We start from the raw sequence: 25,111 nt of genomic DNA on the forward strand, positions 1-25,111 counted from the left end.
ATTCACCGGTCTGCGTCACGTTCCCCGGCATCCTCTGCGTACCGCTCTGGCTCCGCGGCACACGCCTCCCCGGTCTGGGGCGGCAGCGTCTCGGAAATCTCGGCCGCCATGGAGAACAGCATCTTTTTGCAGCTCCGGCAGTACCAGGCGGTCTTATAGGTGGAAAGGCCGCCCTCGTTGTCCACCCGGAGACTGTCCTCAATGACAGAAGGGCCCCACCAGGCCGCCGAGGCCGTGTATCTGCCGGGAAACCAGTAGACGCCCCGGCTGCCCGCAAGGCACCCCCGCTCCATCTCTTTTCCGCACCAAGGACACATCTCCTTGGGCTGTGCCTCCCACTCCGCCTGCTTGGCGGCGGCTCTGGCTTTGCGCTCCTCGTTCCAGTCCCGCAGGGCGTCCAGGGGATTTTCCAGGGGCTCCCGGTCCTGTTTCTCCTGCTCCTTTGCCGGGTCAATGTCCCAGGGGTCCTCAGATTTCTTCCAGAAGGCCACAGGTCACTCCTCCTCGTCTTCCACTTCCTCGTAGTCCACGGTGTACACCGGTCCCTTGAACTCCGGGTCCTCCCCCTTGCGGACGGACCGCCGCCACAGGAAAAACAGCAGCACCCCTACGACCAAAAAGGGCAGCAGCCGCCCCAGTGTCATCACTACGGCCGGTAAAATTCGCAATACTGCCATGCTATCTCTCCTCCTCCAGCAGTCTCCGGGCCTCCTCGTAGTACCGGGCAAAGGCGGAGGGCACCGCGTGGGTCTCCAGCCCCGCCCCGTCCGCCCAGAGGAAGGGCCCCTCCCCGGCGGCCTCCAGGGCGTAGCCGGTCATGCGCCACTCCACGTGGGTGAAGATGTGTTTCGCCGTCAGTTTTTTTCTCCAGGCTTTCGGCTCCAGGCCCCAGGCGCGAACCGCCGCTGCGGCCTCCGCCTCGTTTAGCGCGCCCTCTGTGTTGGGAAACTCCCACAGCCCCGCCAAAAGGCCGGTGTCCGGCCGCCGCCGCAGGGCGATTTTTCCCTTTCGCAGCAGGAGGAACACCGTCTTCTCCTCCACCCGGCGTGCCTTTTTTGCCGCCTTCACCGGCAGACTCTCCGCCGTGCCCCGGATGCGGCCCAGGCAGAAGTCCCGGGCGGGACACACCCCGCACTTCGGGGAACCGTTGGGGACGCAGACCGTGGCCCCCAGCTCCATCACGGCCTGGTTGAAAATGCGCACGTCCGCCTCCGCCTCCGGCATCAGGGCGCGTACCTGCTCCTGAACGGCCCTCTTCGTCCCCGGGGCGGCGATGTCGTCATGGCAGTCCGTCAGGCGGGCAACGACCCGCAGAACGTTGCCGTCCACCGCCGGCTCCCGGAGGTCGAAGGCCGCCGAGGCAATGGCCCCGGCGGTGTACTCCCCGATTCCCGGCAGGGCCAGCAGGCCCTGGTAAGTGTCGGGAAAGCCGCCCTGCTCCGTGATCTGTCTCGCCGCCCTCTGGAGGTTCCGGGCCCGGCTGTAATACCCCAGGCCCTCCCACAGCTTCATCAGGCGGTCCTCCGGCGCGGCGGCCAGGGCCTCCACCGAGGGGAAGGCCGCGAGAAACCGGGCATAATACCCCAGCACCGCCGCCACCCGGGTCTGTTGGAGCATGATCTCCGAGACCCAAATGCGGTAGGGGTCTGCCGTGTGCCTCCAGGGCAAATCCCGGGCGTTGGCCCGGTACCAGGCCAGAAGGGGCTCCGGCAGGAGGGCCAGGGGATTTCCACTTGTCAGAATTTTTTCTTCCATGGGGGAATTATAACATGAAACAGGGAAAAAGGGAAGCGGTTCCCTCCAAACCCCGGTGGAGGAGGGGCCCCGGCGCTTCCGGAGAAATGGCCTGCGCAGGGACGCGGACCTGCAAAGAAAATATTTTTTCAGAAAACTCTTGACCTTCCCCCTTCTGGAAGGTATATCATCATATCAGAAAGCGAGGTGAACCATCTGAAAATCAATGAGGTGGAGGCCCTGGTGGGCATCACAAAGAAGAACATCCGCTTTTACGAGTCCGAGGGCCTGCTGACGCCCCGGCGGAACAGCGAGAACGGCTACCGGGACTACGGCGAGGCCGAGGTGGACGCGCTGCGGCGGATCAAGCTCATGCGGAAGCTGGGCGTGCCCCTGGAGGAGATCCGGAAGATGCAGAGCGGCGTCCACACCGTGGGCGACGGCATGCGGCGGCACCTGATAACGCTGGAGCGGGACCGGGAGAATCTGGAGCAGGCCATCCGCCTGTGCGGCGGTCTGACGGACTGTCCGGCGCGGCTGGAGGACCTGGACGCCCAGGAGCTTCTCGCCCGCATGGAGACCCTGGAGCAGGAGGGGGCCACCTTCCAGAACAAGCAGCGCAGCGACATCCGCGTCCGGTACGCGGCCCCGCTGGTCATCGCCGGGAGCATGACCGCGCTGCTGGTCGGCTTTATGGCCCTGCTGGGCTGGGCATTTTTCATAGGGTCCCCCGGCACTGCCCCCTGGCCCCTGGTGCTGTTTGCCATGGCCGTGCCTCTGCTGATAATCGCGGGAATCCTGGCGGCCCTGGTCCAGCGGCTGCGGGAGATCGGGAAAGGAGAGATCGACGATGCGAAAAACTACTAAGAAGAAGATCGCCCCTATCGTGATGACGGTGCTGGTGATCGCGTATATCGCGCCCCTGATGGCAATCGTTCTGGGGGCCATGGGCCTGTGGAGCGGCGGGGAGACCGTGAACGTCAAGTTCCCCCTGCTGTGCTGGCTGGTCGTGGGCGGCGCGGTGATCGTGGGCGCGCTGAAGGCCCTGCGGCAGCGGCTGCGGGAGATCGACGGAGGCGAGGAAGAGGATGCCAGCCAATACTGACCACCGCCGGAGAAAATACCGGCGGCAGGCCGTGCTGGGAGTGGCGATGTTCGGCCTCTTGCAGCTGGCCTGTGTAATCGCCTTCGGCGCGGTGTGCCTCATTCCCGGCCTGCCGCGGTGGCTGTTCTGGCTGTTTGCGGCCATGGCCGCCCTCTGCGTTGGGCTGATGCTCCCGGCCCTGGCGGTGCTGAGACAGAGATTGAAAGAAATTGAAGGAGGAGAATTCGATGAAGCTCTTAAATATTGATTATATCCCCGGCGGGCAGGAGTTTGAAGCCCTGGGCATCGTGAAGGGCACGGTGGTCCAGTCCAAGAACTTCGGCAAGGATTTCATGGCGGGTATGAAAACCCTGGTAGGCGGCGAGATCGCGGGCTACACGGAGATGCTGGTGGAGGCCCGGCAGATCGCCACCAAGCGCATGGTGGACGAGGCGGAGGCCCTGGGGGCCGACGCCGTCATCAACATCCGCTTCGGCTCGTCCTCCGTGATGCAGGGGGCCGCCGAGGTCATCGCCTACGGCACGGCGGTAAAGTTCAAATGATGACCGTCACCTTTCTGGGTCACAGCGGTTTTCTGGCGGAGCTGCCCTCCGTGACGCTGCTCTTTGACTGGTGGAAGGGGGAACTCCCGGCTTTGCGGCCGGGGGTTCCCCTGTACGTGTTTGCCAGCCACCGGCATGAGGACCACTTCAAGCCGCAGATTTTCTCCCTGGACGACGGAACTCGGGCCGTGCGATTCGTGCTGGGCCGCGACATCAAGCTGAGCGCGCGGAATCTGGAGCGGTGGGCCGTCTCCCCTGAGACGGTGGAAAAGTGCCATATATTGAGGGGCGGCCAGACCTGTGCCCTGCCCCAGGCCACAGTCGAGGCCCTGTCCTCCACCGACGAGGGGGAGGCCTTCCTGGTGACGGCGGACGGCCTCGCCCTCTTCCACGCCGGGGACCTGAACTGGTGGCACTGGGAGGGGGAGGACAAGGCATGGAACAACAACATGGCCGCCAATTTCCGGCGGTATACGGAGCCCCTGCGGGGGCGGCGCATCGACCTTGCCATGCTCCCCCTGGACCCCCGGCTGGGGGAGGACGGATTCCGGGGCCCCAGGTACTTTCTGGAGACGGCGGACATCCGGCGGTTTTTGCCCATGCACCAGTGGGGGGACTTCGGCTTTACGGAGAAATTTCTGGCCCGCTGCCCGGAATTCGGGCCGAGGACCCTCTCTGTCACGGAGGAGGGACAGGTATTCTCTCTGTAAGACGGCGCTATTTTTTCTCAAAGGCCCGGCGGCTCCATGGAGCCGCCGGGCCTTCGTTCCTCCAAAGAGACGAAACTCCGGGAAATTTGGAATCTTTTATGCAATTTCCCCCTTTTCATCCGAGGGATTTCGTGGTATCATCTCCCTGTGCAAAAAAAGTAATACCTATTTTCTGGGAGGCCGGTTATGAAGATTCTGTCCGATATTGAGATCGCGCAGCAGTGCGCCATGCGTCCCATCACGGAGATTGCCCAGACCGCCGGGGTGGAGGACAAATACCTGGAGCTCTACGGCAATTACAAGGCCAAGGTGGACTACCGCCTCCTGCGGGAGAGCGCGCGGCCCGACGGGAAGCTGATTTTGGTGACCGCCATCAACCCCACCCCAGCCGGGGAGGGCAAGACCACCACCACCGTTGGCTTGGCGGACGCCATGCGCCGCCTGGGGAAGAACACGCTGGTGGCCCTGCGGGAGCCCTCCCTGGGCCCGGTGTTCGGCGTGAAGGGCGGGGCCGCAGGCGGCGGGTACGCCCAGGTGGTGCCAATGGAGGACATCAACCTCCACTTCACCGGGGACTTCCACGCCATCGGCGCGGCCAACAACCTGCTGGCCGCGATGCTGGACAACCACATCCAGCAGGGCAACGCCCTGGGGATCGATGTGAAAAAGATCACCTGGAAGCGCTGCGTGGACATGAATGACCGGCAGCTGCGGAATATTGTGGACGGCCTGGGCGGCCGGATGCAGGGCGTGCCCCGGGAGGACGGGTTTGACATCACCGTGGCCAGCGAGATCATGGCGGTGCTGTGCCTGTCCGCGGACATCCCGGACCTGAAAGCCCGGCTGGGCAGGATGGTGGTGGGCTACACCTACGACGGCAGGCCGGTCACCGCCCATGACCTCAAGGCTGAGGGAGCTATGGCCGCCCTTTTGAAGGACGCCCTGAAACCCAACCTTGTCCAGACCCTGGAGGGAACCCCCGCCTTCATTCACGGCGGTCCCTTCGCCAACATCGCCCACGGGTGCAACTCCGTGATGGCGACCAGGATGGCCCTGCGGCTGGCGGACTACGCCGTGACGGAGGCGGGCTTCGGCGCGGACCTGGGGGCGGAGAAGTTCCTGGACATCAAGTGCCGTCTGGCGGGCTTGAAGCCCAGCGCCGTTGTGGTGGTGGCCACGGTCCGGGCGCTGAAAAACCACGGGGGCGCGGCCAAGGCCGGCCTGAACGAGGAGAACCTGCCCGCCCTGGAGAAGGGCCTGCCCAACCTGCTCCGGCATGTGGACAACATCAAAAACGTCTTCGGGCTGCCCTGTGTGGTGGCGATTAACGCCTTCCCCACGGACACCGCCGCAGAGCTTGCGCTGGTGGAGGAAAAATGCAGGGCCCTGGGGGTGAACGCCGCCCTCAGCGAGGTCTGGGCCAAGGGCGGCGAAGGGGGTCTTGCCCTGGCGGAGGAGGTGGTCCGCCTGTGCGGCGAGCCCAGCGACTTCCGATTTGCCTACGATGCCGAGGCTCCCATTGAGGAGAAGCTGAACGACATTGCAAAAAAAGTCTACCATGCCGACGGCGCGGCGCTGACCCCCGCTGCCCGGAAGCAGATGAAGGAGCTGGAGGAGCTGGGATTTGACCGGCTGCCCATCTGCATGGCGAAGACGCAGTACAGCTTCTCCGATGATCCGTCGAAGCTGGGAGCGCCCAGCGGGTTTACCATCACGGTGCGGAATTTGAAGGTCAGCGCCGGGGCGGGATTCCTGGTGGCTCTGACGGGGGATATTATGACGATGCCCGGATTGCCGAAGGCGCCTGCCGCGGAGAAGATCGATGTGGATGAAAACGGGAAAATTACGGGATTGTTTTAGAGACTGTACCAATCGGCGGCGGTGCGCGGATTGGCGAGATAAATTTCCGTCAAAACGCGTGCCGCCGTTCGATCTGAAATCGGCAGAGGGGTTGTCACAGGGGAATTTCACCGTCAATAACTGGTTCTAACAGGGAATTCATCTCCTGCAAAATCGCCCCCCTGCCGGCTGCAAAGCGGCCGGCAGGGGGGCGAGCCCTGTTTTGAAAAGCCCCTCCCGCTCTGTGGACGGCGTTTTTCCTGCGTCTTTGTCACTCCGCCGCGCTTTGCCGGCTCAGCTGGATGCTGGAGAGGGCATAGGTCACCTGCATCACGCCCCAGACGAGCAAAAGAACGCTCACTGGCAGCATCCCGATCTCAAAGACCATGCCCAGGACGGTCAGCACCAACCACAGTCCCAGGCACACGCGGGTGGTCACCATATAGGTCCGGTAGCTGGCCTCGCCGATCTGCCGGCGCTCCGACTCGTCGCAGCTGTCCAGCCACTTTTTCTGGAACTTGGTGTCATAGACGCTGCCGTGCTTCTCCGGATTCATCCGCCGCTCCAGGTCCACCACCTTCTGCTGGGTGAAGATCACACAGGCGCAGGAGAGGAGAAACGCCCCGATCATGGCCAGAGTCCCCTCTTCCGGCTGATACGTCCCGATGGCGGTCATGAAAAAGAGGCTGAGCAGCAGCTGCACGGCGCTGATGAGCAGCGCCCAGCTGAGGAGGATCTCAACGGACTGGGACACGTCGTCCTCGTCCCCGCCGCCCCAGGCGGCGAATTTCCTCGCGGCGGAGCGGTAGAGAAAAAAGCAGGTCCCCATGGTCACCAGCGTTGTCACGGGGATCCCCCAGAACATGGCAGACCGGACCGCGCCGTTCAGCAACCCGGCGATCTTCCCGGTATCCAGCCCGAAGACGCGGCTGAATCCCAACAGAGATCCCAGCAGGCATCCCACCAGCAGGCTCCCCAGCATGGTCAGAAAGAATTTGGGCAGGGCCCTCCGGTTCTCGCTCTTCTCAGTCTTGTTTTTCATCTTCTCCATCCTCCTGATACGTAAAAATGTCCTCCACGGCCACGCCGCAGAGCTTCGCCAGCTTCAGCGCCAGCGTCACCGAGGGGGAGTAGTCCCCCCGCTCGATCTGGCTGATGGTCTGCCGGGATACCCCAGCCATCCGCCCCATCTCCTGCTGGTTTACCCCGAGCCTGGCCCGGTGCTCCTTGAGCCGGTTGTACAATGGCATAGCTGTGCCTCCTGTTCTGACAACCGTTGTTGTCAATATGACAATGATCTTTGTCATTCAAAGCATAGCACTGACAAGGATAGTTGTCAGTAGGAATTGCAAAAAACCTCCGGAAATTTTTCCGGAGGTCTTTTGCGCTATTTTCGCCTGGGGTCCGGCGGCGGGTCCCGCCACTTCTTCACGGGTACGTTTTTCTCCCGCAGCCGCCCCTTCACAAAGTCCCGGAACAAGGCGTACGCCACAGAGCACAGGGGGATGAAAAACAGCATCCCGGCGATGCCCATCAGCTTGCCGCCCAATGTCACCGCCGCCAGCACCCAGATGGAGGGCAGGCCCACGGAGGAGCCCACCACGTGGGGGTAGATCAGGTTCCCCTCCACCTGCTGGAGAACCAGGAAGAGCACGATGAACATCAGCGCCTTCCAGGGGTCGGTGACGGCGATGAGCAGCGCCCCCGCCACACAGCCGATGAAGGCCCCCACGATGGGGATCAGAGCCGTCAGGGCGATGAGGACGCCCACAAGCAATGCGTAGGGCATCCGGAAGATGGTCATGGACACGGCGAACAGCGTGCCCAAAATCACCGCCTCCAGGCACTGGCCGGAGAGGAAGCTGGAAAAGGTGCGGTTTGCCAGCCGCAGGATCTCCAGACAGCGGTCCGCCGCCCGGATGGGCAGAAGCCCGTAGAGCACCTGCCGCCCCTGGCGGGACAGGGGCTCCTTTTGCAGCAGGATGTAGAGGGAGAAAATGAACCCGATGACAAAGGTGCTCACGCCGCTGACAAGGCCCCCGATGAGTCCGCCGCCGCTGGACAGCAGTCCGCTGCCCCAGGCCTGGACCAGGCCCACGGCCTTTTCCGTCAGGTCCTTCCAGTCAATCTCCAGGCTCTCCGCCCAGGACTCCAGCAGGGGAAGGTAGGTCTCCAGCTCCGCCAGCTGGCCCTGGAGCCGCCGGAAGGCGGCGGGGATCTGCTGGCCCAGGGACATGACCGCCTCCCCCACCCCGGGGCCGATGACCGCCGAGGCCAGGGTCAGCACGCCGATCACCGCCGCCAGGGTCAGCACCAGGGCCAGGGGGCGGCGGATCTTGTTCATTCTCCTGTTTCCGGAAAACAGCCCCCGCTCAATGGCCCGCATGGGGACATTGAGGATAAAGGCGATGGCCCCGCCCAGCAGGAAGGGCCACAGCACCCCCAGCAGCCATCCCAGGGCGGCGAAGACCGCCGCCAGGTTTTGCAGGGCGCAGTAGAAGGCCACGCCGCCGCAGACCACCAGCAGCAGATGCTTCACAGTCTGCCAATTCCACTCCATACGCCGTCACACATCTCCCCGGCGGTACCGCTCCGCCGCCGCCAGATACCCCTGGGCGGATTTCCGGTTCCCGGCGATCTCCGCTTCCGTCAGGGGCCGCACCACCTTGGCGGGGCTGCCCAGGATCATGGAGCCGTCCGGGGCGTCCATCTTCCCTGTGACCAGCGCCCCGGCGCCTACGACGCAGTCGTCCCCAATCCTCGCACCGTTGAGGACAATGGCCCCCATGCCGATGAGGGTGTTGTTCCCCACGGCGCAGCCGTGGACAATGGCGTTGTGGCCGATGGTGCAGCCGGCGCCCACACGGGTCTCCTCGTGGAGGACGGCCCCGTCCTGAATGTTGGTGTCCTCCCCCACAGTAATGGCGCCGTCGTCCCCCCGGAGGACGGCGTTGTACCAGACGCTCACGCCCCGGCCCAGGGTCACGTCCCCGGATACCCGGGCGCCCTCGCAGATCAAAACAGATTCATCGGAAGCTCTCAGTTTGTATGCCATGGTCATTCTCCTCTGGTTTTCTATAATTCTGTATATCCTGAAAAATGCCGCAGGGGCGGCAGCCTGCCGCCCGTCTGCCGGGAAATCCGGATTTCGCGGGAGGACGGGCGGATCATATCCGCCTCTGCGGCGCTCTTGCAAACAGCGGTTCAAATCCCCGGCGCGAAATTGCCGTCCACAAACACGGGGATCTCCTTATCGTCGTGGGTGGTGCCCACAATGGAGAGGTCCTTCGTGCCGATCATGAAGTCCACATGGGTGATGGAGTCGTTGAGACCCCGTTCCTTCAGCTCGTCCTTGGTCATCTGCTGACCGCCCTTGAGACAGGGGTAGGCCTCGCCGAAGGCGATGTGGCAGGCGGCGTTCTCGTCAAAGAGGGTGTTGTAAAACAGAATCTTCTGGTTGGAGATGGGGCTGTCGTAGGGCACCAGGGCCACCTCGCCGAAGTAGCTGGCCCCCTCGTCCACGGAGATGGCCGCTTTCAGGGCCTCCTCCCCCTTCTTGGCGCGGGCCTCCACGATCTTTCCCTCCTTCACCACGAAGTGGAACCCCTCGATGACGCAGCCGTCGTGGGCCAGGGGCAGCGAGGCGTACACCACGCCGTTGATCCCGGTTTTCAGGGGGGAGGTGAACAGCTCCTCCGTGGGGATGTTGGCGATATAGTCCTGACCGGAGAGGGTGACGTCGTTGCCCGCCTCCCAGACATGGCCCTCCGGCAGCTCCACCGTCAGGTCCGTGCCCAGGGAGTTGGTGTAGTGGAGGGACTTGAAATTCAGGGCGTTCATCTTCTCCAGCCGCTTTCCCAGGGTGTCCAGGTGGGTCCGCCACTTCTCCACGCACCTGCCGTCGCCGCTGATGCGGACGGCGGAGAAGATGGCGTCCCAGAGCTTCTCCATGGCCTTGTCCTCCGCTGCGTCCGGGAACACCCGCTTTGCCCAGCTGGGAATGGGGATGGAGGCGATGCACCAGGGGAAGCCGCCGCACATCTGGAGGCGGTCGAACTCCTTGAGGGCCTTGCCGCTGGCCTGCTGGGCCCGGACGATGCGTTTGGTGTCCACGCCCTTGAGATTCTCCGGGTCCGTGGCGGAGATGGCCAGATACGCCGCTCCCTCCTTGGCGTGGTCGTTGAAAAAGTGCTGCCGCCACTCCGGAACGGTGTCAAAGACCTCCTCCTGGGCGTGGAGGTACTTCATCCGGGTCAGGGCGTCGTCGGTCCAGTTCATGACCACCTCTTTGCAGCCAGCGGCATAGGCGTCCTCCGCGCACATCCGGGCGAAGAAGGCGCACTCCACCGGGGAGGAGATGATCAGCCGCTGGTCCTTCTGGACGTTCAGTCCCACCCGGACCAGGAGCTGGGCGTATTCTTTGAGCTTTTCATTCATCAATGTTTATCATCCTTTCGCATTTTTCATAATATGCGCTATTTTAGAACATTTTACCATGAAAGTAAAGGAAATGGCGTCAGGATTCAAAAAACGTTTACGAATTTCCGCCGCTCTGGCAGGGAGGAGCCTCCTGCTTTTTCTTAATTGGGGGCGTTTGCCATGGAAACATGAAGTCGGCTTCACAAGAAGCGGAATTCATATCCGGAGGGGGGGAAGGCCGCCATGAAAACCAGAGTGCGGGAGCTGCGGACCGCAGCGGGAATGACCCGGCAGCAGCTGGCGGAGCAGGTCCGCGTCTCCGCCAGAACCATTATTTCCATTGAGAAGGCGCAGTACAGCCCCTCGCTGATGCCGGCCCGCCGCATGGCGGAGGTCTTCGGCGTCACCGTGGAGGAGCTGTGCTGCCTGCGGGAGAACCGGGAACTGGAGGACAAGCTCTATGAAGATCTATCACAAAAAGAATTTTATCATCGGCCTGCTTGGAGAGCTCCTCCTCATCGCGCTCCTGATGTTCCGAATCCGCGGCGGCGGGAGCGTCTCCTTTCCCCAGGTTTGCACGCTTCTCATGTGGCTGATTGTCTGCGGAAGAATCATCTTCCGAAGTCTCTCCCAAAAGCACGCCAGGGAGGATCTGGCGCTGGAGCGCGACGAGCGGAATCTTCATATCAGGCTGAAAGTCTGCCGGCTGGGACTGCAAATCACGCAGGCCCTCTGTTTCATCGGGGGGATAGCGCTGTATTATTTCGGCAGTGACAATTACGATTGCTTCCTGCTGGGCGCAGGGCTTTTCATCGCGCTGGCGATCTTCTGTCTGGCGTAGCTGGGCGCAGCGGTTTGGTACAAGCGCCGCAGCTGACAGCTCAGGCCCCGCCGCCGTCCTTTCGAAGGCTCATAATCGTCCCGTTGAGCTCCGCCCCCATAATCAGCACCACAGAGCTCATATTCAGCCAGATCAAAAGGGCGATCACCGTACCGATGGAGCCGTAGAGCAGGGAGTAATTGGCGATGTTGTCCACGTAAAACGCGTACAGCCAGCTTAATGCCATCCAGGCCGCCAGAGCCGCCAGAGTGCCGGGCCAGATGTTCCGCCAGGGCTGGCGGTCATCCTGGGCCAGGGCGTAGAGGAAGAACAGGGCGAAGTAGCACAGCACCGCCACCACCGGGAAGCGGAGCCTGGCCCAGGCCTCCGCCACGAAGCCCGGCAGGCGGACGTGGACCACGGCGTAGCTCAGGACCCGGTCGCCCACGGTCATCAGCGCCAGGGCGGCGGCGATGGTGACGATCAGCAAAACCGTGTACAGCAGGGTTTTCAGCACGTGCCGGGCCGGCCCCCTGGGCGGCCCCAGGTGGTAGGCCGTCCGCACGGAGCGCATCAGGGAATTGGTGGCCCGCATGGGGAAGTAAATGGAGAACACCAGCCCGAACACCATCAGGCGGAGGCTGGGATTCCGGCTCACGTAGGTGAGGTAGACCTCGATCAGGTCCACCACCCCACGGGGCAGAATCTCACCCAAAGCCAGAAGAATCCCCGCCACGTCCAGCCGCAGCAGGCCCAGCAGGGCGCTGATAAAGATGAGGAAGGGAAAGATCATAAACAGAAGGTAGAACGCCAGCGCGGCGCTCTGGATGCCCACGTTGTGCCGCAGGTACCGCTGAACCATGAGGTAGGCCCCCCGGAGAAACCGGTTGCGGGGGAGCTTGAACTCCATCGAAGACACCGCCTTTCCTGAATCAGGAATTGGGAGTTACGAATGAAAAAGAGGAAGATTCCGCCAGAGGCGGAGTGAATTGGAATCCGTCCGGCGGAAGGCGGGCCGGCATAATTTTCTGCCGGTTCTGCCGGGGGCCGCTCCTTTGGCGCGGGGCGGGCCGGCATATTCCCGGCGGTTCTGCCGAGCGCGGTACCTTTGGCGCGAGGCCGGACACCTCAATTCCCAATTTCTAACCTTCGCTCACTCCCATGAACTCCAGACCTCCGGACAGTACCCCACCGTGGCCTCCCTGCCGTTGCGGACAATGGGGGTCTGGAAGAGCTCCGGGTGCTCCAGGAGCTTTTCCTCCTGGGCGTCCGGGGTGATGTAGGCCATGAAGAGATCCTCGTAGGCCCGGCATTTTGTGTTCACCAGGGCGGAAAATCCAATTTTCTGCTTGACGGACTGGTACTCCCGGGGGGATAATCCCTTTGAGGGCAGGTCGATGTACTGGTATTTGATCCGGCGCTCCTTGAACCACCGCTCTGCCTTCTTGCTGTCAAAGGACTTGGACGAGCCGAAAATCTGAATATTCATGGGACGGTCTCCTTTTTCGCACGATCTATTTTAATACTTTTGGGGGTGCTTTTTATGACGGAATCTGTCAAAAAACTAAAGGAGTGGGTGGACGGCGCCCGCAGCATCGTCTTCTTTGGCGGGGCCGGGGTCTCCACGGAGTCCGGCATCCCGGACTTCCGCAGTACCGGCGGGCTGTACCACCAGGAGTGGGCCTACCCGCCTGAAGTGATTTTAAGCCATAGCTTCTACAAAAGCAACCCCGAAGAGTTTTTCCGTTTCTACCGGGCCAAGCTCCTGGCTCCGGAGGCCCGGCCCAACGCCGCCCACCGGAAGCTGGCGGAGTGGGAACGGCAGGGGAAGCTGGCCGCCGTGGTCACCCAGAATATCGACGGCCTTCACCAGGCCGCCGGCAGCCGGCGGGTCTATGAGCTCCACGGCAGCGTCCACCGGAACTACTGCGAGAAGTGCCGGAAGTTTTACGATTTTGACTTCATGCTCCGCAACCGCGACGCCGTGCCCCGGTGCTCCTGCGGCGGCACGGTCAAGCCGGACGTGGTGCTGTACGAGGAGGGCCTGGACCAGGAGACGCTGAACGGCGCCGTCCGGGCCATCGCGGCGGCGGACCTGCTGGTGATTGGCGGCACGTCCCTGAACGTCTACCCCGCAGCGGGGCTCATCAATTACTACCGAGGGCAGCGGCTGGCCCTCATCAACAAATCCGCCGTGGCCCGGGACCTGGACGCCGGACTGGTGATTGCCGACCCCATCGGGGAGGTTTTGGGCCAATTGTGAGCGCAGTCTTCCCCCGCCGGCTGCCCCGGCGGGGGAAATTTTTTCGGAAAAATGGGGAAATGGTGGTTGACAAGCGGGAAAGTTCTGGCTATAATAATCAAGCAGTCTTTTCCGGGGAACAGATTTGCGGCTGTGCTGGAACTGGTAGACAGGCCAGCTTGAGGTGCTGGTGTCGTATCGACGTGTGGGTTCAAGTCCCGTCAGCCGCACCAACGTCTTTTCCAAAAGACGCAACACCATGCGCGAGTGGTGGAATTGGCAGACTCGCTAGATTCAGGTTCTAGTGTCCTTTACGGACGTGCGGGTTCAAGTCCCGCCTCGCGCACCAGAGGGACCCCTGCCGGGGAGCGCGCTCTCCGGCAGGCCTCTTTCCCCCCGGACGGGGCACAACTGCATAGGATGCGCGCGAGTGGTGGAATTGGCAGACTCGCTAGATTCAGGTTCTAGTGTCCTTTACGGACGTGCGGGTTCAAGTCCCGCCTCGCGCACCAAACGATAACCGTTATTAGGATTTTAGGTGTCTTAATAACGGTTATTTCTTAGTCTCCAGAGACATTGCGAGCGAGAAAGCATACCACCCAAATGCTGTCACAGCATTTGGGTGGGTGTCGCATCGTTCTATTTGCCATAAAAGTTATATAACAAAAAATTGGCATCGTATGATCGCTGTCTTAAAAAATTATGAGCCGCTTTACAAGAATCGAGGAATAGTATGGAGAAAGTAAAATCTTCAAGAAACAAGACGATTGACCTCACTGTTGAAGAGGGGAGAGAATATCTTTCTCGCTGTATCACAGTTAATTCGGCAGAAGAATCTGCCGCCAATATCATCAACAAGACCATCTTGGGAGATACGTTTGAAGTAATGCCCCTTCTCCCTGGAAAATCTGTGGATTTAGTAATCGCAGATCCTCCCTATAACCTCACTAAGACGTTCCATGGAACAACTTTTGCAAAAAGAACCGCCGCTGATTACGAAGAATATACTCGAACGTGGCTTTCGCTGATATATCCGCTTTTGAAAGATACCGGCTCGATCTATGTCTGCTGTGATTGGGAGACCAGCCTTATTGTCGGCCGGGTGCTGGGAGAGTTCTTTACCATCAGAAGCCGTATCACCTGGCAGCGGGAAAAGGGCCGCGGCGCCTCCGCAAATTGGAAGAATGGTTTGGAGGATATTTGGTTTGCGACAAAATCGAGTCACTACACGTTTAACCTTGATGCTGTAAAAATCAGAAAGAAAGTAATTGCTCCATACAAGGTCGACGGCAAACCCAAAGATTGGGACGAGACCGAGGGCGGAAATTACCGAAACACATGTCCCTCCAACTTTTGGGATGATATTACGATTCCCTTTTGGTCTATGCCTGAAAACACCGCGCATCCCGCACAGAAATCGGAAAAGCTTTTTGCGAAGATTATGTTGGCAAGCTCCAACCCGGCCGATGTGGTTTTTGATCCTTTTTTGGGTTCGGGAACAACCAGTGTGGTGGCAAAAAAACTGGGACGGAATTACATTGGCGTCGAAGCCAATGAGCAGTACTGCGTGTGGGCCGAAAAGCGTTTGGAGATGGCAGACCTCGACACGAATATCCAAGGCTATGCCGACGGTGTGTTTTGGGAGAGAAATACACATGCAGAACAGTCCGCAAAAACGAAAAAGGAGACGGATGCGCATGAACAAAATTCTGAACAGCCAAACGTTACACTATTTGGAGAGCAGACTGATTGACGAACTCTCCAGGGTTCCGGATTTTCAAAATAGACGAATCAATAACAGCCCCAGAGCGATTGGCGATACAGTTCAGGAAGTAATTGGAGAATTGCTGCCCAGTTGTTTTCCGGATGGATTACTCAATGAATTTAGCGCCGATTTTGCCAGAAGAGCAATGGCTGATGCTGCGTTTACTGATGTTGACGGAAATTACTATCTGATTGACATCAAAACGCACAATACATCCACCGAATTTAATATGCCAAATCTGACGTCTGTGCAGCGGTTAGCGCGTTTTTATGAAGATGATAAAAATTATTTTGTAGTGTTACTGATTGAATACGGAGTGAAGAATGGGTGCTTATCTTTTTCTGGTGCCCGCTTTATCCCCATCGAACATCTTGCGTGGTCCTGCCTGACGATTGGCGCCTTGGGGTGGGGACAAATCCAAATTGCGAATTCCAATATTATCGACATCGAAAGAGGAAATACCAGGGCTGATTGGATGCTGTCGCTATGTGACGCATTGGACATTTTTTATCCGAAAGAGATCTCTAAAATCTCCAAAAGGATCCATTATTTCCACTCTGTTCGTACATATTGGGAGAGTAAACGGCATCATTAAAGCGGCCTTTACGGCGTGTCAATTGCTGTCGGGATGACCGGGCGGATAGGGGATCTGATAGGGCTGCGTCCCGCGCTCCGCAAGTTTTTGATCCAGCCAGGAGCGCAGGGCCTCCACGCCCGCTTCCGTCCAGTCGAAGGTCTCTGTCTCGATATTTTCCGCCAGCTCGAAGCTGGTATTCTCATACACCCAGGCCTGAATCCTGCCGCTGCCGGTCCAGCCCTCCCGCTTGAAGCGGTAGCGGAATGTCCCGAGGCTGCCGGGGTACACCGCTGCCCTGGTGAAAAATGCGCTGTCCAAAAACGCGAAACTGCTCTCCATGCCGTTTTTCCTCCTGTATCAATCTCTTTTTCATTTTACAGGGTCTGGGCTTTCGTGTCAAACCGGTTGCGAAACCGGGAAAATAGAGGTATACTGACAGGGCAGACAAAGAAGGAGGCCCGCCTATGAAAATCCTGGTTCTTTCCGACTCCCACGGAAACATCGACAATATGATCCGGGCGGTGGAGCGGGAATCCCCCCGCGCGATCTTCCACCTGGGGGACTGCTGGGGGGACGGCCAGCGGCTCCATGAGCGCTTTCCGGAGATCCCCTTTGAGCAGGTGCCCGGCAACTGCGACTTCCTCTCCCGGGAGGCCGCGGAGCGACTGGTATGCCTGGAGGACAAGCGCATCCTGCTGTGCCACGGCCATACCTACGGCGTGAAGCAGTCCCTGATCGCCGCCGGTTACGCGGCGGAGGAGCAGAACCTGGATGTATTCCTCTTCGGCCACACCCACCGCCCCCTGGTGGACATGCGGGGCAAGACTCTCTTTTTGAACCCCGGCAGCATCGGGGACTATGCCCATTCCTTCTACGGGGTGCTCACCATCTCCGGCGGCAGGGCTGACGCCCGGACAGTTCCTCTGGAGTGACGCCTCCGCCCGCGCAGGGCGCCTCCATAAGAAGGCAGGACAGACCGCGGCGGTCCGTCCTGCCTTCTTATGCTTGCGCGGCCTGCTATGACACTTTCAAATAAAATATCTGCGGCGACAGACGGCAAAGCGGAATATACGTTTCCCTCTGGTTCCATCCATGCCTTATAAAAACCACAGGAGGATCATACCAATATAACTTGTCTTAATATTTTTACCAGAGGCATAAAACGGAATCGAATATATAAAAGCTCTCGGCGCAGATACAATGCCGTCTGAAAACCCATGCCATAATGTATGTGGCAATCCCCATAATAAAAACAGCGCGAATGCTCCCCAGGGAATAGAACTTCTCTTTGTTAAAAGCTCCCCCGCCGCCTGTGAATGTATCAGAAGCTGCATCATCAGCAGCACCTCCAGGGGATAGTAAATGATATTTCTAATTGTATACAGCGGATAACCTGTAAACAATTCCCTGATAAACAACGGTTTTAGGCCCGCATACAAATAATTGCCCGCCGCCATCGCGATACCGCCCGTGATCACAAAGAAAAGGATCAGCCCGTCTCTGCCTGAAAGCGGGAAACTGTTGTAAAGCAGATGATCGATGTTTTCCCTTTTCATTTTTACAGAAATAAGGACCGCCCCAATTTCCCAAACAACAGGGGGGTGGCCCCAGAGCTGCTGTCTGGTTTGGAATGATTGCGGTCAGAGCGTCAAATTGAATCACGGCGCATATAACGAACACCGCGGCAAATGGCCACATATTCATTGGATGATGAGCCGTCTTTGTCTCCGTGTTTTGCTTCATCTGTTCCTCTCTTTACAATTCCGCCTTGTTGGTCAGGCATAAGACAACTCCCGCTGAAAACAAGCAGCTTTCAGCGGGGGTGCTGTTTTATATTATGACAGGTTCTCAAGCGAACCGATTTTCCGTCATGTTATGGGACGCGGGGGATGTACCGGTCTGTGCGGCGTCTTTCTCCAACGACTCCAGATACTCCTCCAGGCACTGGCCGCTGTCCCGCATGGCCAGGGCGGCCTCCTTGCCCACATAGCGGTAGTGCCAGGGCTCATAGTTGATGCCGGTAATCTCGCTCTTATCCGAGGGATACCGCAGGATGAAGCCGTACTCCCAGCAGTGCTCCATCAGCCACTTCTGCTCCGCTGTGGTCTCCTGTTTTTTGGTCAGCGCCTGGTAGCTGGAGGATACAATGTCCAGGGCCAGTCCCGTCTGGTGCTCGCTGGTGCCCGGGACCGCCACCCAGCGGCCCGCCTCTTCCACCGCGCTCTCCCGGCTGTACCCGGCGGCCCGCAGGCGGGAGATCTTGTTGTTGTACAGCCGGGTCTGCACCGCCTGGGTGCGGTAGGCCGAGCAGATCAGGGGCCGCAGACCTGCCGCCTGACAGGCGGAAAACATCTCGTTGAGATCCGCCCGAATCCGTTTGTCCACTTTCAGGCCGCAGGAGGCCAGCGTTACCAGTTCTACGGAGAAGTCCTCCGGAAGCGTGTTCCAGGGATTTACCAGCAGAAGATTCCAGTCCGCTTCCTGAGCCGCTGCCGGTTCCGGCTCCTTCGGCATTTCCACCGACACTGCCGCTGCCGGCTCCACCGTCTCCGCTGTTTCCGCCTCCTCCGCCGGCTTCGGCGGGGTGGGCTTTACCAGCCTGATGGCGCCCGCCATCGGAATCGTCATCGCCAGCGCCAGCACAAGCGCGGCGGTATATCGCGCAATTTTCATATGTCTTGTCCTTTCCGTCCCATCGGGCCGCTATCCCTTGCGGTTTCTATGCTATCATACACCTCTTTTTCCCATAAAGAAAGGGGTAATTTGTAAACAGAGAAAATTTTTTCTCCGGCGGGATACTGTCATTTCCACAGAAAAAGGCGCGTGTCTTTGGCTAAATCGGAAAATTTGCGGTTCTGGCGTGAAAAGGCATTGATTTTTCGGGTGGTTGATGCTAGATTCTTATAATAAACGTTGTAACAGGCGTTTTTCGTTTTCCTGCTTCTGTGTACGGACACAGAGCGGGGTTTCCAAGGCTTTGCCGCTGGATTTCATTTTTAAGGAGGATGTATTTTATGTTTGATCCCAATCACGTTTCCCTGGGCATCGCGCCCATCGGCTGGTGCAACGACGATATGCCGGAGCTGGGCGCGGAGAATACCTTCCAGCAGATCGTCAGCGAAATGGCCCTGGCAGGCTTCACCGGCTGCGAGATCGGCAACAAGTACCCCGCCGACCCCGCGGAGCTGAAAAAGGCCCTGGACCTCAGGGGAATGCGCATTGCCAGCCGCTGGTACTCCTCCTTTATCCTGACCCGCCCCTTTGAGGAGGAGGAGAGGGACTTCACCGCCAATCTGGACTTCCTGGCCGCCGTGGGCGCCAGCCGCATCAACGTCAGCGAGCAGAGCTGGTCCATTCAGGGCCAGATGGACACCCCCGTCCTCACCGGCGGGCACAAGCACGTGATGACGGACGCCGAGTGGGAGCGTTTTTGCGAGGGGCTCAACAAGCTGGGCAAAATTGCTGCGGACCGGGGCTTCAAGCTCTGCTTCCACCACCACATGGGCACCGTGGTCCAGACCAGCGAGGAGACGGACCGCATGATGGCGGGCACCGACCCCAAGTATGTCTTCCTGTGCTACGACACCGGCCACTTCACCTTCGCCGGGGAGGACCCCCTGGCCATGCTGAAGAAGTATGTAGACCGTGTGGGACATGTACATCTGAAGGATATGCGCCTGCCCGTGGTAGAGGAGGCACGGAAGAACAACTGGAGCTTCCTCCAGGCTGTGCGGAACGGCGCGTTCACCGTCCCCGGCGACGGCGATGTGGACTTTGACCCCGTGTTCAAAGTGCTCTCCGATGCCGGCTACCAGGGCTGGCTGCTGGTGGAGGCCGAGCAGGACCCCGCCAAGGCCAACCCCCTGGAGTACGCCATGAAGGGGCGGAAGTATATCCGGGAGCACACCGGGCTGTAATCCGAGGGGGCGTTTCCACCGCCTCGAACTCCTCGTCGCCGGTGCATGCGCCCCAAGGGCGCGCGGGCCGGGGTACTTTTGCCGCGTACACGCGGCGGCGAGAGCGCTTTCGTTTTATTTCCTTGCCGGGCGGAGAACCCAGGGGCGAAGCGCCCGGCCCCTTTGGGCATACCGCTGCGTCATCTTGAAATTTAGGAGATGGTTCCAATGACCTATTTCAGCAAAAACAATGAACTCAAGCAGGGCTACAACGCCTACATCGACATGGCCGCGGACGACATGGGCACCCAGATGGACATCGGTCTGCTGGTGATGGAGCCCGGCGACGTCTTCACCTTTGAAGAGGCGGAGAAGGAGATTGCCGTGCTGCTCTTTGCCGGCAGGGTGACCTATGCCTGGGACGGAAAGACCGTGGAGGCTGACCGGCCTGACTGCTTCCACCATGAGGCCTACTGCCTGCTGGCGGGCCGTGGCGCCAAGATCACCCTCACCGCCCAGGCCCACAGCGAGCTCTACATCCAGAAGACCCTGAATGAAACCCCCTTCGAGGCCGTCATGTACACCCCCGACACCGTCCAGACCCAGCATGCCGGGTGCAATGGCGAGCTGCTGGGCTGCATGGAGCGGGAGATCAAGACCTTCTTCGACCACGATAACGCCCCCTTCTCCAACATGGTCCTGGGTGAGGTGCTGAATCACCCCGGCAAGTGGTCCTCCTATCCCCCCCATCACCATCCCCAGCCTGAGGTCTACTTCTACCGCTTCGACTATCCCCAGGGCTTCGGCGCCGGCTTTGCCAACGGCGAGGTCTACAAGACCGGCCAGAACGGCTGCGCCGTCATCACCAGCGGCTTCCACTCCCAGACCGCCGCGCCGGGCTACGCCATGTGCTACGCCTGGGGCATCCGTCACCTGGACGGCGATCCCTGGCTGAAAACCCGCATTGACGACGAGGAGCACCAGTGGCTCTGGAAGCCCGACGCCAACGACCACATTTACCAGGGTTAATTTCAGACAGAAGTGAGGAGACAGGCGTTCTGCCCTCATGGGCAAGCGCTTCGAAACGATCTTCCGTCTATTAGGCCATGTTTGAAAAATGGCGGAATGCCCAACGGCGAGAGATGTTTTCGCCAATCAAGGCAGATTTTTGCAGGCGGGCTGACGCCCGGCAAGAAAATTTAACGCAGAGCGGCGGAAAAAGATCCACCGTTTGGGCGTTTTGACTTTTTTCAAACAAGGCCTAACACCGATCTCATATTTTTCAGGAGGTATATTATGGAGACAATCCGTCTAACCATGGCCCAGGCGCTGGTGCGGTTTCTGGAGAACCAGTACATTGACGTGGACGGAGAGGTGAGCCGCTTCGTCCGGGGCGTGTTCATCATCCCCGGCCACGGCAACGTGGTGGGCATCGGCCAGGCCCTGACCCAGGAGGCAAAAAACCTGGAGGTCTACCAGGGCAAGAACGAGCAGGGCATGGCCCAGGCCGCCGTGGCCTTCGCCAAGCAGATGAAGCGCAAGCAGATCTTCGCCGTCACGTCCTCCGTGGGCCCCGGCGCCGCCAACATGGTCACCGCCTGTGGCACCGCCACCGCCAACAATATCCCCGTGCTGGTTCTGCCCGGCGACACCTACGCCTGCCGCCAGCCGGACCCCGTGCTCCAGCAGGTGGAGCAGATCAACAGCCTGGCCACCACCACCAACGACGCCTTCAAGGCCGTCTGCCGCTACTGGGACCGCATCGTCCGGCCCGAGCAGCTGATGAGCGCCGCCATCTCCGCCTTCCGGACGCTGACCGACCCCGCCAACACCGGCGCGGTGTGCCTGGCCATGCCCCAGGACGTGGAGGGTGAGGCCTATGACTACCCTGTGAGCTTCTTCAAAAAGCGGATCTGGCGGCTGGAGCGCCGCCCTGCCACCGAGGCCGCCCTGGCCGAGGCCGCCGAGGCTATCCGGGCCGCCAAAAAGCCCATGCTGATCTGCGGCGGCGGCGTGCGGTACGCCGAGGCCCACGCCGAGCTGCGGCACTTCGTGGAGGCCACCGGCATTCCCTTCGCCGACACCCAGGCGGGCAAGAGCGCCATTGAGTGGGACCACCCCCTGGCCCTGGGCGGCGTGGGCGTCACCGGCTGCTCCGCGGCCAACGAGATCGCCAAGGAGGCGGATCTGGTCATCGGTGTGGGCACCCGCTACACCGACTTCACCACCTCCTCCAAGTGGCTGTGGAGCGACGCCTGCAAATTTGTCAATATCAACGTCTCCGAGTTCCAGAGCCTGAAAATGGACGCCGTCCCCGTGGTGGCCGACGCCAAGGACGCCCTGCCGAGACTTGAGAAGCTGCTGGAGGGCTATAAGCCCGCCTACACCAGCGAGGTCAGGGACGCCCAGGCCCGTTGGCGGGAGGAGCTGGCCCGGCTGGACGCCGTGATTTTTGAGGACACCCCCGACTGGACCCCCATCATCAACGACGCCAACGCGGACTCCGCCAAGCGCTTTGCCAAAGACGTGAAGGCCGGCCTCTGCCAGACCACCGTTCTGGGCGCCCTCAACGCCTGGATGGCGGATACCGACGTGGCCATCGGCGCGGCGGGCTCCCTGCCCGGCGACATGCAGCGCATGTGGCGGCCCCGGGCCCAGGACACCTACAACATGGAGTACGGCTACTCCACCATGGGCTATGAGATCGCCGGCGCCCTGGGCGTCAAGCTGGCCATCGGGCCGGACCGGGAGGTCTACTCCTTCTGCGGCGACGGCAGCTTCCACATGCTCCACGGCGAGCTGGTGACGGCCATGCAGGAGCACCAGAAGATCAACATCTGCCTGTTTGACAACGCCAGCTTCGGCTGCATCAACAACCTTCAGGTGGGCCACGGCAACAAAACGCTGTGCACGGAGCTGCGCTACCGCAGCGAGGACGGCCTTTTCGGCGACTTTATGGACATCGACTATGCCAAGGTGGCAGAGGGCTACGGCTGCAAGGGGTACACCGTCCGCACCATGGAAGAGCTGAAAGCCGCCTTTGAGGACGCCAGGAAGATCAAGGACCGCCCCGTTCTCTTCGACATCAAGGTTCTGCCCAAGACCATGACCGACGGCTACGGCTCCTGGTGGCGGGTTGGCGACACGGAGGTCTCCGAGCGGCCCGAGAACATCGCCGCCTACCAGGACCACCTGGCTCACGAGAAGACTGCGCGGAAGTATTAAAAATGTCCAGGGGGGACTTTATCCCCCTTAGGCCATGTTTGAAAAAAGTCAAAAGGCCCAAACGGTGGATCTTGATCCGCCACTCTGCGTTAAATGTTCTTGCCGGGCGTCAGCCCGCCTGCAAAAATTTGCCTTGATTGGCGAAAACATCTCTCGCCGTTGGGCATTCCGCCATTTTTCAAACAAGGCCTAGACGCTCCGGCGGGGCGCTGCCCCGCCTCCGCTGAACCCCCTCTCCCCCGCACGGCGGGGGAGCCGCGCCCAAGGCGCGGGCGGTGGTGTGCCGGGAAGGCAAAGCCCGCCCGGCACGAATCGGAAGCAGAGGCTCTGCGGCGCCTTTTGCGTGGAAAAGCCGCTTTTCGCTGCCGTGTCCCGCAAGAGGCCGGACGGGGCTCTGGGACAGGGGGGACTATCCTGTCTGGAGACATTCTCAAAGGGCCGCCGGGGCGGCGGCCCCTGCAAACAATAAAAAAGGAAGGTTGATTATCATGGATAACGTTCTGAAAATCGGCATTATTGGCTGCGGCGCCATCGGCAAGGACCACTGCCGCCGCATCATCGACACCGTCCCCGGCGCCACTGTGGTGGCTGTCAGCGACTACGTGGCCGCCGCCGCCGACGATACTGCCGCCAAGTACGGCATCAAGTCCTACGGCAGCGACTGCGACGGCATGATTAAGGACCCCGACGTGGAGGCTGTAGTCATCACCTCCATCGACCCCACCCACCACGACTACGTCATGAAGACCCTGGCGGAGGAGAAGTGGTGCTTCTGCGAAAAGCCCCTGAGCCAGAACGCCGCCGACTGCGAGGACATCATCAAGCGGGAGCTGGAGATCGGCAAGCGGCTGGTGCAGGTGGGCTTCATGCGCCACTACGACCGGGGCTACGCGGAGATGAAGCGTATCATCGACTCCGGCGAGCTCGGCGCGCCCCTGGTCATCAAGGCCTGCCACCGGAACGTGGCCCAGGGCCCGGGCTTCAAGACCGAGAACGGCGTCACCAACGTGGCTATCCATGAGCTGGACATCTGCCGGTGGCTCCTGGACGACGAGTACGAGGACGTGCAGTGCGTCAAGGTCCGCCAGTCCGCCAACTCCGACAAGGGCTATGACAACCCCCAGGTCATGCTGATGCGCACCAAGAAGGGCTGCTTCATCGACGTGGAGGTCCAGGTGGCCGACGGATACGGCTACGACATCCAGTGCGAGGTGGTCTGCGAGAACGGCACCGTGAAGCTGCCCGACCCCTACGCCGTGGTCCGCCGCTCCCGCCCCGCCGGCTGGGACAGCCTGAATCCCGCCGAGTCCATGCCCATCATGACCGACTGGAAGGAGCGCTTCATTGAGGCCTATGACATCGAGTTCTGCAAGTGGGTGGAGTCCGTCCACGCCGGCAAGCTCACCGGCCCCTCCTCCTGGGACGGGTATGTGGCCTGCGTGGCTGGCGACGCCCTGAACGCCTCCCGCGGGACCTCCCAGTTCCTCAAGGTGGAGACCATGGAGAAGCCGGAGCTGTACAAGTAATTCTGCCAAATCAAAAGGGCCGGCTCACGCCGGTCCTTTTCCCTCCTCCAATTTGACTTTGTGTTCTCAATTCCTGTTCCGGATGGCCGAGCCCAGGATTATATCAATATATGGCTGTTTGTCTCCCTTATGTTTTGTATAAAAACAGCGAGACGAAAAGTTATAAATATTTCATATTTGATGATTGACAGGACACATGTGGAGTGATATATTTACAACACCTTGTAAGTTAGAAATATATCACACGGAGGAATGGAGTATGAAGTCAAAAGTCACCCTAAAGGAAATCGTCGGAACCAAAATTATCTATGCGGTACTTCTTGTCTGCTACTACTGGATGTGGGCACGAAGGGATTGGCATAATTATTATGAGATGATCCAAAATGCGGTTGCCGTATTCACCATCATATTTTTCGCATTACGGGCAATCCGCATTTATAAGTACAGCAAGGAAGAAAAAGACGAGCTGGCAATTCAAAATCTGCGCAGAACAGATGCAATCGGATTGAAAATTATGATCGCTGCCGCTGCTGTCATCGCCTTCGCCTGCGCCGTCAAAGCCATAGACGGGCCGTTGGCGGGCTACGCGCTGGTAGGGATGATACTGGTATTGGCTGTGATACGATTCATCATATTTTGTGTGATGGACAGCAAGGGGGTCTAATCCTCGGGCTGGCATTCGATTTATAATATTCTGCGTGCCGGACAGTA

30 protein-coding genes, 3 tRNA genes and 1 pseudogene are annotated in these 25,111 nt (G+C 60.1%); 20 read left to right on the plus strand and 14 right to left on the minus strand.

The genetic code is table 11. The features are described 5' to 3' along the window. Positions 1-2: 2 nt before the first annotated feature. From C816_RS00470 to mutY, 3 genes are read right to left on the minus strand one after another with little or no spacing between them, the layout of a single operon-like run. Positions 3-491: a PF20097 family protein gene (locus C816_RS00470; RefSeq protein ID WP_016320434.1), complete on the minus strand. Its 489-nt coding sequence runs from the start codon at positions 489-491 to the stop codon at positions 3-5. Between the two features lie 3 nt (positions 492-494). After that, entirely contained in the window at positions 495-677 is a 183-nt protein-coding gene (locus C816_RS00475; protein ID WP_016320435.1) for a hypothetical protein, read from the minus strand. 1 nt (position 678) lies between these two features. Continuing rightward, the gene (mutY, locus tag C816_RS00480) at positions 679-1,755 is read right to left on the minus strand and encodes an A/G-specific adenine glycosylase (protein ID WP_016320436.1); all 1,077 of its coding nucleotides are present in this window, start codon (positions 1,753-1,755) and stop codon (positions 679-681) included. A 186-nt stretch (positions 1,756-1,941) separates the two neighbouring features. On the opposite strand from mutY, the gene C816_RS00485 reads away from it, so the two are divergent. The 6 genes from C816_RS00485 (at position 1,942) to C816_RS00510 (ending at position 5,951) form a co-directional block, all read left to right on the plus strand. Next, a complete protein-coding gene (locus tag C816_RS00485; protein ID WP_242832084.1) occupies positions 1,942-2,601 on the plus strand; it encodes a MerR family transcriptional regulator in 660 nt (219 codons plus the stop codon). Next, complete coding sequence (locus C816_RS00490) at positions 2,585-2,839, plus strand: hypothetical protein (RefSeq protein ID WP_016320438.1); 255 nt, start codon at positions 2,585-2,587, stop codon at positions 2,837-2,839. Before C816_RS00485 ends, C816_RS00490 begins: the two co-directional genes overlap by 17 nt. Further along, positions 2,823-3,086 carry a hypothetical protein gene (locus tag C816_RS00495; protein WP_016320439.1) on the plus strand — a complete coding sequence of 88 codons (264 nt, stop codon included), beginning with the start codon at positions 2,823-2,825 and terminating at the stop codon, positions 3,084-3,086. The genes C816_RS00490 and C816_RS00495 overlap by 17 nt, the downstream gene beginning before the upstream one ends. Further along, entirely contained in the window at positions 3,067-3,381 is a 315-nt protein-coding gene (locus C816_RS00500; RefSeq protein WP_016320440.1) for a YbjQ family protein, read from the plus strand. The genes C816_RS00495 and C816_RS00500 overlap by 20 nt, the downstream gene beginning before the upstream one ends. After that, positions 3,378-4,091 (plus strand): MBL fold metallo-hydrolase, encoded by a 714-nt coding sequence (locus C816_RS00505; RefSeq protein WP_016320441.1) that lies wholly within the window; start codon positions 3,378-3,380, stop codon positions 4,089-4,091. The genes C816_RS00500 and C816_RS00505 overlap by 4 nt, the downstream gene beginning before the upstream one ends. Before the next feature lie 186 nt (positions 4,092-4,277). Beyond that, entirely contained in the window at positions 4,278-5,951 is a 1,674-nt protein-coding gene (locus C816_RS00510; protein WP_016320442.1) for a formate--tetrahydrofolate ligase, read from the plus strand. Between the two features lie 250 nt (positions 5,952-6,201). On the opposite strand, the gene C816_RS00515 is transcribed toward C816_RS00510, so the two are convergent. The 5 genes from C816_RS00515 to C816_RS00535 all read right to left on the minus strand — a co-directional run bounded on the left by C816_RS00515 (position 6,202) and on the right by C816_RS00535 (position 10,367). Further along, positions 6,202-6,972: a DUF3169 family protein gene (locus tag C816_RS00515; RefSeq protein ID WP_016320443.1), complete on the minus strand. Its 771-nt coding sequence runs from the start codon at positions 6,970-6,972 to the stop codon at positions 6,202-6,204. Then, on the minus strand, positions 6,956-7,180 hold the full coding sequence (locus tag C816_RS00520; RefSeq protein ID WP_016320444.1) for a helix-turn-helix transcriptional regulator: 225 nt from the start codon (positions 7,178-7,180) through the stop codon (positions 6,956-6,958). The genes C816_RS00515 and C816_RS00520 overlap by 17 nt, the downstream gene beginning before the upstream one ends. A gap of 137 nt (positions 7,181-7,317) precedes the next feature. Beyond that, positions 7,318-8,490 carry an AI-2E family transporter gene (locus C816_RS00525; RefSeq protein WP_016320445.1) on the minus strand — a complete coding sequence of 391 codons (1,173 nt, stop codon included), beginning with the start codon at positions 8,488-8,490 and terminating at the stop codon, positions 7,318-7,320. 6 nt (positions 8,491-8,496) lie between these two features. Then, the gene (locus C816_RS00530; protein ID WP_016320446.1) at positions 8,497-8,985 is read right to left on the minus strand and encodes a gamma carbonic anhydrase family protein; all 489 of its coding nucleotides are present in this window, start codon (positions 8,983-8,985) and stop codon (positions 8,497-8,499) included. 149 nt (positions 8,986-9,134) lie between these two features. Then, the gene (locus tag C816_RS00535) at positions 9,135-10,367 is read right to left on the minus strand and encodes an aminopeptidase (protein WP_016320447.1); all 1,233 of its coding nucleotides are present in this window, start codon (positions 10,365-10,367) and stop codon (positions 9,135-9,137) included. Between the two features lie 264 nt (positions 10,368-10,631). On the opposite strand from C816_RS00535, the pseudogene C816_RS25500 reads away from it, so the two are divergent. Both C816_RS25500 and C816_RS24665 read left to right on the plus strand, forming a co-directional pair. Continuing rightward, positions 10,632-10,709, plus strand: a pseudogene (locus tag C816_RS25500) (transcriptional regulator); the annotation flags it as partial. A gap of 100 nt (positions 10,710-10,809) precedes the next feature. Next, a complete protein-coding gene (locus C816_RS24665; protein ID WP_016320448.1) occupies positions 10,810-11,190 on the plus strand; it encodes a hypothetical protein in 381 nt (126 codons plus the stop codon). Positions 11,191-11,230: 40 nt separating this feature from the next. Here C816_RS24665 and C816_RS00550 read toward each other — a convergent pair whose 3' ends face one another. Further along, positions 11,231-12,079: a YihY/virulence factor BrkB family protein gene (locus C816_RS00550; protein ID WP_016320449.1), complete on the minus strand. Its 849-nt coding sequence runs from the start codon at positions 12,077-12,079 to the stop codon at positions 11,231-11,233. A gap of 243 nt (positions 12,080-12,322) precedes the next feature. Further along, positions 12,323-12,658, minus strand: coding sequence for an arsenate reductase family protein (locus C816_RS00555; protein WP_016320450.1), 336 nt, complete (start codon positions 12,656-12,658; stop codon positions 12,323-12,325). A gap of 54 nt (positions 12,659-12,712) precedes the next feature. Here C816_RS00555 and C816_RS00560 point away from each other — a divergent pair, with 54 nt between their 5' ends. The 6 genes from C816_RS00560 (at position 12,713) to C816_RS00585 (ending at position 15,771) form a co-directional block, all read left to right on the plus strand. Further along, entirely contained in the window at positions 12,713-13,432 is a 720-nt protein-coding gene (locus C816_RS00560) for an NAD-dependent protein deacylase (RefSeq protein WP_016320451.1), read from the plus strand. A 126-nt stretch (positions 13,433-13,558) separates the two neighbouring features. Continuing rightward, positions 13,559-13,644: transfer RNA gene (locus C816_RS00565), tRNA-Leu, on the plus strand. Positions 13,645-13,672: 28 nt separating this feature from the next. Continuing rightward, a tRNA-Leu gene (locus tag C816_RS00570) sits at positions 13,673-13,760 on the plus strand. A gap of 75 nt (positions 13,761-13,835) precedes the next feature. After that, positions 13,836-13,923: transfer RNA gene (locus C816_RS00575), tRNA-Leu, on the plus strand. A gap of 221 nt (positions 13,924-14,144) precedes the next feature. Continuing rightward, on the plus strand, positions 14,145-15,164 hold the full coding sequence (locus tag C816_RS00580) for a DNA-methyltransferase (protein ID WP_016320452.1): 1,020 nt from the start codon (positions 14,145-14,147) through the stop codon (positions 15,162-15,164). Beyond that, the gene (locus tag C816_RS00585) at positions 15,109-15,771 is read left to right on the plus strand and encodes a hypothetical protein (RefSeq protein ID WP_016320453.1); all 663 of its coding nucleotides are present in this window, start codon (positions 15,109-15,111) and stop codon (positions 15,769-15,771) included. The genes C816_RS00580 and C816_RS00585 overlap by 56 nt, the downstream gene beginning before the upstream one ends. Positions 15,772-15,789: 18 nt before the next feature. Here C816_RS00585 and C816_RS00590 read toward each other — a convergent pair whose 3' ends face one another. After that, positions 15,790-16,092, minus strand: a complete 303-nt coding sequence (locus C816_RS00590; protein ID WP_016320454.1) for a hypothetical protein — start codon at positions 16,090-16,092, stop codon at positions 15,790-15,792. A 125-nt stretch (positions 16,093-16,217) separates the two neighbouring features. On the opposite strand from C816_RS00590, the gene C816_RS00595 reads away from it, so the two are divergent. After that, positions 16,218-16,685, plus strand: coding sequence for a YfcE family phosphodiesterase (locus C816_RS00595; RefSeq protein WP_016320455.1), 468 nt, complete (start codon positions 16,218-16,220; stop codon positions 16,683-16,685). A gap of 165 nt (positions 16,686-16,850) precedes the next feature. On the opposite strand, the gene C816_RS00600 is transcribed toward C816_RS00595, so the two are convergent. The 3 genes from C816_RS00600 to C816_RS00605 form a co-directional block, all read right to left on the minus strand. Beyond that, entirely contained in the window at positions 16,851-17,309 is a 459-nt protein-coding gene (locus C816_RS00600; protein WP_040654509.1) for a hypothetical protein, read from the minus strand. Positions 17,310-17,401: 92 nt separating this feature from the next. Next, entirely contained in the window at positions 17,402-17,536 is a 135-nt protein-coding gene (locus C816_RS25290; RefSeq protein ID WP_256378358.1) for a hypothetical protein, read from the minus strand. 65 nt (positions 17,537-17,601) lie between these two features. After that, a complete protein-coding gene (locus tag C816_RS00605; protein WP_016320456.1) occupies positions 17,602-18,426 on the minus strand; it encodes a M15 family metallopeptidase in 825 nt (274 codons plus the stop codon). Between the two features lie 341 nt (positions 18,427-18,767). Between C816_RS00605 and iolE the strand changes: the two genes are divergently transcribed. The 5 genes from iolE to C816_RS00630 all read left to right on the plus strand — a co-directional run bounded on the left by iolE (position 18,768) and on the right by C816_RS00630 (position 25,064). Beyond that, positions 18,768-19,670, plus strand: coding sequence for a myo-inosose-2 dehydratase (iolE, locus tag C816_RS00610; RefSeq protein ID WP_016320457.1), 903 nt, complete (start codon positions 18,768-18,770; stop codon positions 19,668-19,670). A 207-nt stretch (positions 19,671-19,877) separates the two neighbouring features. Continuing rightward, a complete protein-coding gene (locus C816_RS00615) occupies positions 19,878-20,678 on the plus strand; it encodes a 5-deoxy-glucuronate isomerase (RefSeq protein ID WP_016320458.1) in 801 nt (266 codons plus the stop codon). A gap of 267 nt (positions 20,679-20,945) precedes the next feature. Continuing rightward, positions 20,946-22,874 carry a 3D-(3,5/4)-trihydroxycyclohexane-1,2-dione acylhydrolase (decyclizing) gene (gene iolD, locus C816_RS00620; RefSeq protein WP_016320459.1) on the plus strand — a complete coding sequence of 643 codons (1,929 nt, stop codon included), beginning with the start codon at positions 20,946-20,948 and terminating at the stop codon, positions 22,872-22,874. A 488-nt stretch (positions 22,875-23,362) separates the two neighbouring features. Then, positions 23,363-24,400, plus strand: coding sequence for a Gfo/Idh/MocA family protein (locus C816_RS00625; RefSeq protein ID WP_016320460.1), 1,038 nt, complete (start codon positions 23,363-23,365; stop codon positions 24,398-24,400). A gap of 259 nt (positions 24,401-24,659) precedes the next feature. Beyond that, positions 24,660-25,064: a hypothetical protein gene (locus tag C816_RS00630; RefSeq protein WP_016320461.1), complete on the plus strand. Its 405-nt coding sequence runs from the start codon at positions 24,660-24,662 to the stop codon at positions 25,062-25,064. The last annotated feature ends 47 nt before the right edge of the window (positions 25,065-25,111 follow it).

Source organism: Oscillibacter sp. 1-3 (genome assembly GCF_000403435.2).
Classification (GTDB): Bacteria; Bacillota; Clostridia; order Oscillospirales; family Oscillospiraceae; genus Oscillibacter.

Excerpts from the sequence above, each read along its gene's own strand:
- C816_RS00475 (WP_016320435.1), bottom strand. The coding sequence starts at position 677 with ATGGCAGTATTGCGAATTTTACCGGCCGTAGTGATGACACTGGGGCGG.
- mutY (WP_016320436.1), bottom strand. The coding sequence starts at position 1,755 with ATGGAAGAAAAAATTCTGACAAGTGGAAATCCCCTGGCCCTCCTGCCG.
- C816_RS00490 (WP_016320438.1), top strand. The coding sequence starts at position 2,585 with ATGCGAAAAACTACTAAGAAGAAGATCGCCCCTATCGTGATGACGGTG.
- C816_RS00495 (WP_016320439.1), top strand. The coding sequence starts at position 2,823 with ATGCCAGCCAATACTGACCACCGCCGGAGAAAATACCGGCGGCAGGCC.
- C816_RS00500 (WP_016320440.1), top strand. The coding sequence starts at position 3,067 with ATGAAGCTCTTAAATATTGATTATATCCCCGGCGGGCAGGAGTTTGAA.
- C816_RS00505 (WP_016320441.1), top strand. The coding sequence starts at position 3,378 with ATGATGACCGTCACCTTTCTGGGTCACAGCGGTTTTCTGGCGGAGCTG.
- C816_RS00510 (WP_016320442.1), top strand. The coding sequence starts at position 4,278 with ATGAAGATTCTGTCCGATATTGAGATCGCGCAGCAGTGCGCCATGCGT.
- C816_RS00515 (WP_016320443.1), bottom strand. The coding sequence starts at position 6,972 with ATGAAAAACAAGACTGAGAAGAGCGAGAACCGGAGGGCCCTGCCCAAA.
- C816_RS00520 (WP_016320444.1), bottom strand. The coding sequence starts at position 7,180 with ATGCCATTGTACAACCGGCTCAAGGAGCACCGGGCCAGGCTCGGGGTA.
- C816_RS00525 (WP_016320445.1), bottom strand. The coding sequence starts at position 8,490 with ATGGAGTGGAATTGGCAGACTGTGAAGCATCTGCTGCTGGTGGTCTGC.
- C816_RS00530 (WP_016320446.1), bottom strand. The coding sequence starts at position 8,985 with ATGGCATACAAACTGAGAGCTTCCGATGAATCTGTTTTGATCTGCGAG.
- C816_RS00535 (WP_016320447.1), bottom strand. The coding sequence starts at position 10,367 with ATGAATGAAAAGCTCAAAGAATACGCCCAGCTCCTGGTCCGGGTGGGA.
- C816_RS24665 (WP_016320448.1), top strand. The coding sequence starts at position 10,810 with ATGAAGATCTATCACAAAAAGAATTTTATCATCGGCCTGCTTGGAGAG.
- C816_RS00550 (WP_016320449.1), bottom strand. The coding sequence starts at position 12,079 with ATGGAGTTCAAGCTCCCCCGCAACCGGTTTCTCCGGGGGGCCTACCTC.
- C816_RS00555 (WP_016320450.1), bottom strand. The coding sequence starts at position 12,658 with ATGAATATTCAGATTTTCGGCTCGTCCAAGTCCTTTGACAGCAAGAAG.
- C816_RS00560 (WP_016320451.1), top strand. The coding sequence starts at position 12,713 with ATGACGGAATCTGTCAAAAAACTAAAGGAGTGGGTGGACGGCGCCCGC.
- C816_RS00580 (WP_016320452.1), top strand. The coding sequence starts at position 14,145 with ATGGAGAAAGTAAAATCTTCAAGAAACAAGACGATTGACCTCACTGTT.
- C816_RS00585 (WP_016320453.1), top strand. The coding sequence starts at position 15,109 with ATGAACAAAATTCTGAACAGCCAAACGTTACACTATTTGGAGAGCAGA.
- C816_RS00590 (WP_016320454.1), bottom strand. The coding sequence starts at position 16,092 with ATGGAGAGCAGTTTCGCGTTTTTGGACAGCGCATTTTTCACCAGGGCA.
- C816_RS00595 (WP_016320455.1), top strand. The coding sequence starts at position 16,218 with ATGAAAATCCTGGTTCTTTCCGACTCCCACGGAAACATCGACAATATG.
- C816_RS00600 (WP_040654509.1), bottom strand. The coding sequence starts at position 17,309 with ATGAAAAGGGAAAACATCGATCATCTGCTTTACAACAGTTTCCCGCTT.
- C816_RS25290 (WP_256378358.1), bottom strand. The coding sequence starts at position 17,536 with ATGCCTGACCAACAAGGCGGAATTGTAAAGAGAGGAACAGATGAAGCA.
- C816_RS00605 (WP_016320456.1), bottom strand. The coding sequence starts at position 18,426 with ATGAAAATTGCGCGATATACCGCCGCGCTTGTGCTGGCGCTGGCGATG.
- iolE (WP_016320457.1), top strand. The coding sequence starts at position 18,768 with ATGTTTGATCCCAATCACGTTTCCCTGGGCATCGCGCCCATCGGCTGG.
- C816_RS00615 (WP_016320458.1), top strand. The coding sequence starts at position 19,878 with ATGACCTATTTCAGCAAAAACAATGAACTCAAGCAGGGCTACAACGCC.
- iolD (WP_016320459.1), top strand. The coding sequence starts at position 20,946 with ATGGAGACAATCCGTCTAACCATGGCCCAGGCGCTGGTGCGGTTTCTG.
- C816_RS00625 (WP_016320460.1), top strand. The coding sequence starts at position 23,363 with ATGGATAACGTTCTGAAAATCGGCATTATTGGCTGCGGCGCCATCGGC.
- C816_RS00630 (WP_016320461.1), top strand. The coding sequence starts at position 24,660 with ATGAAGTCAAAAGTCACCCTAAAGGAAATCGTCGGAACCAAAATTATC.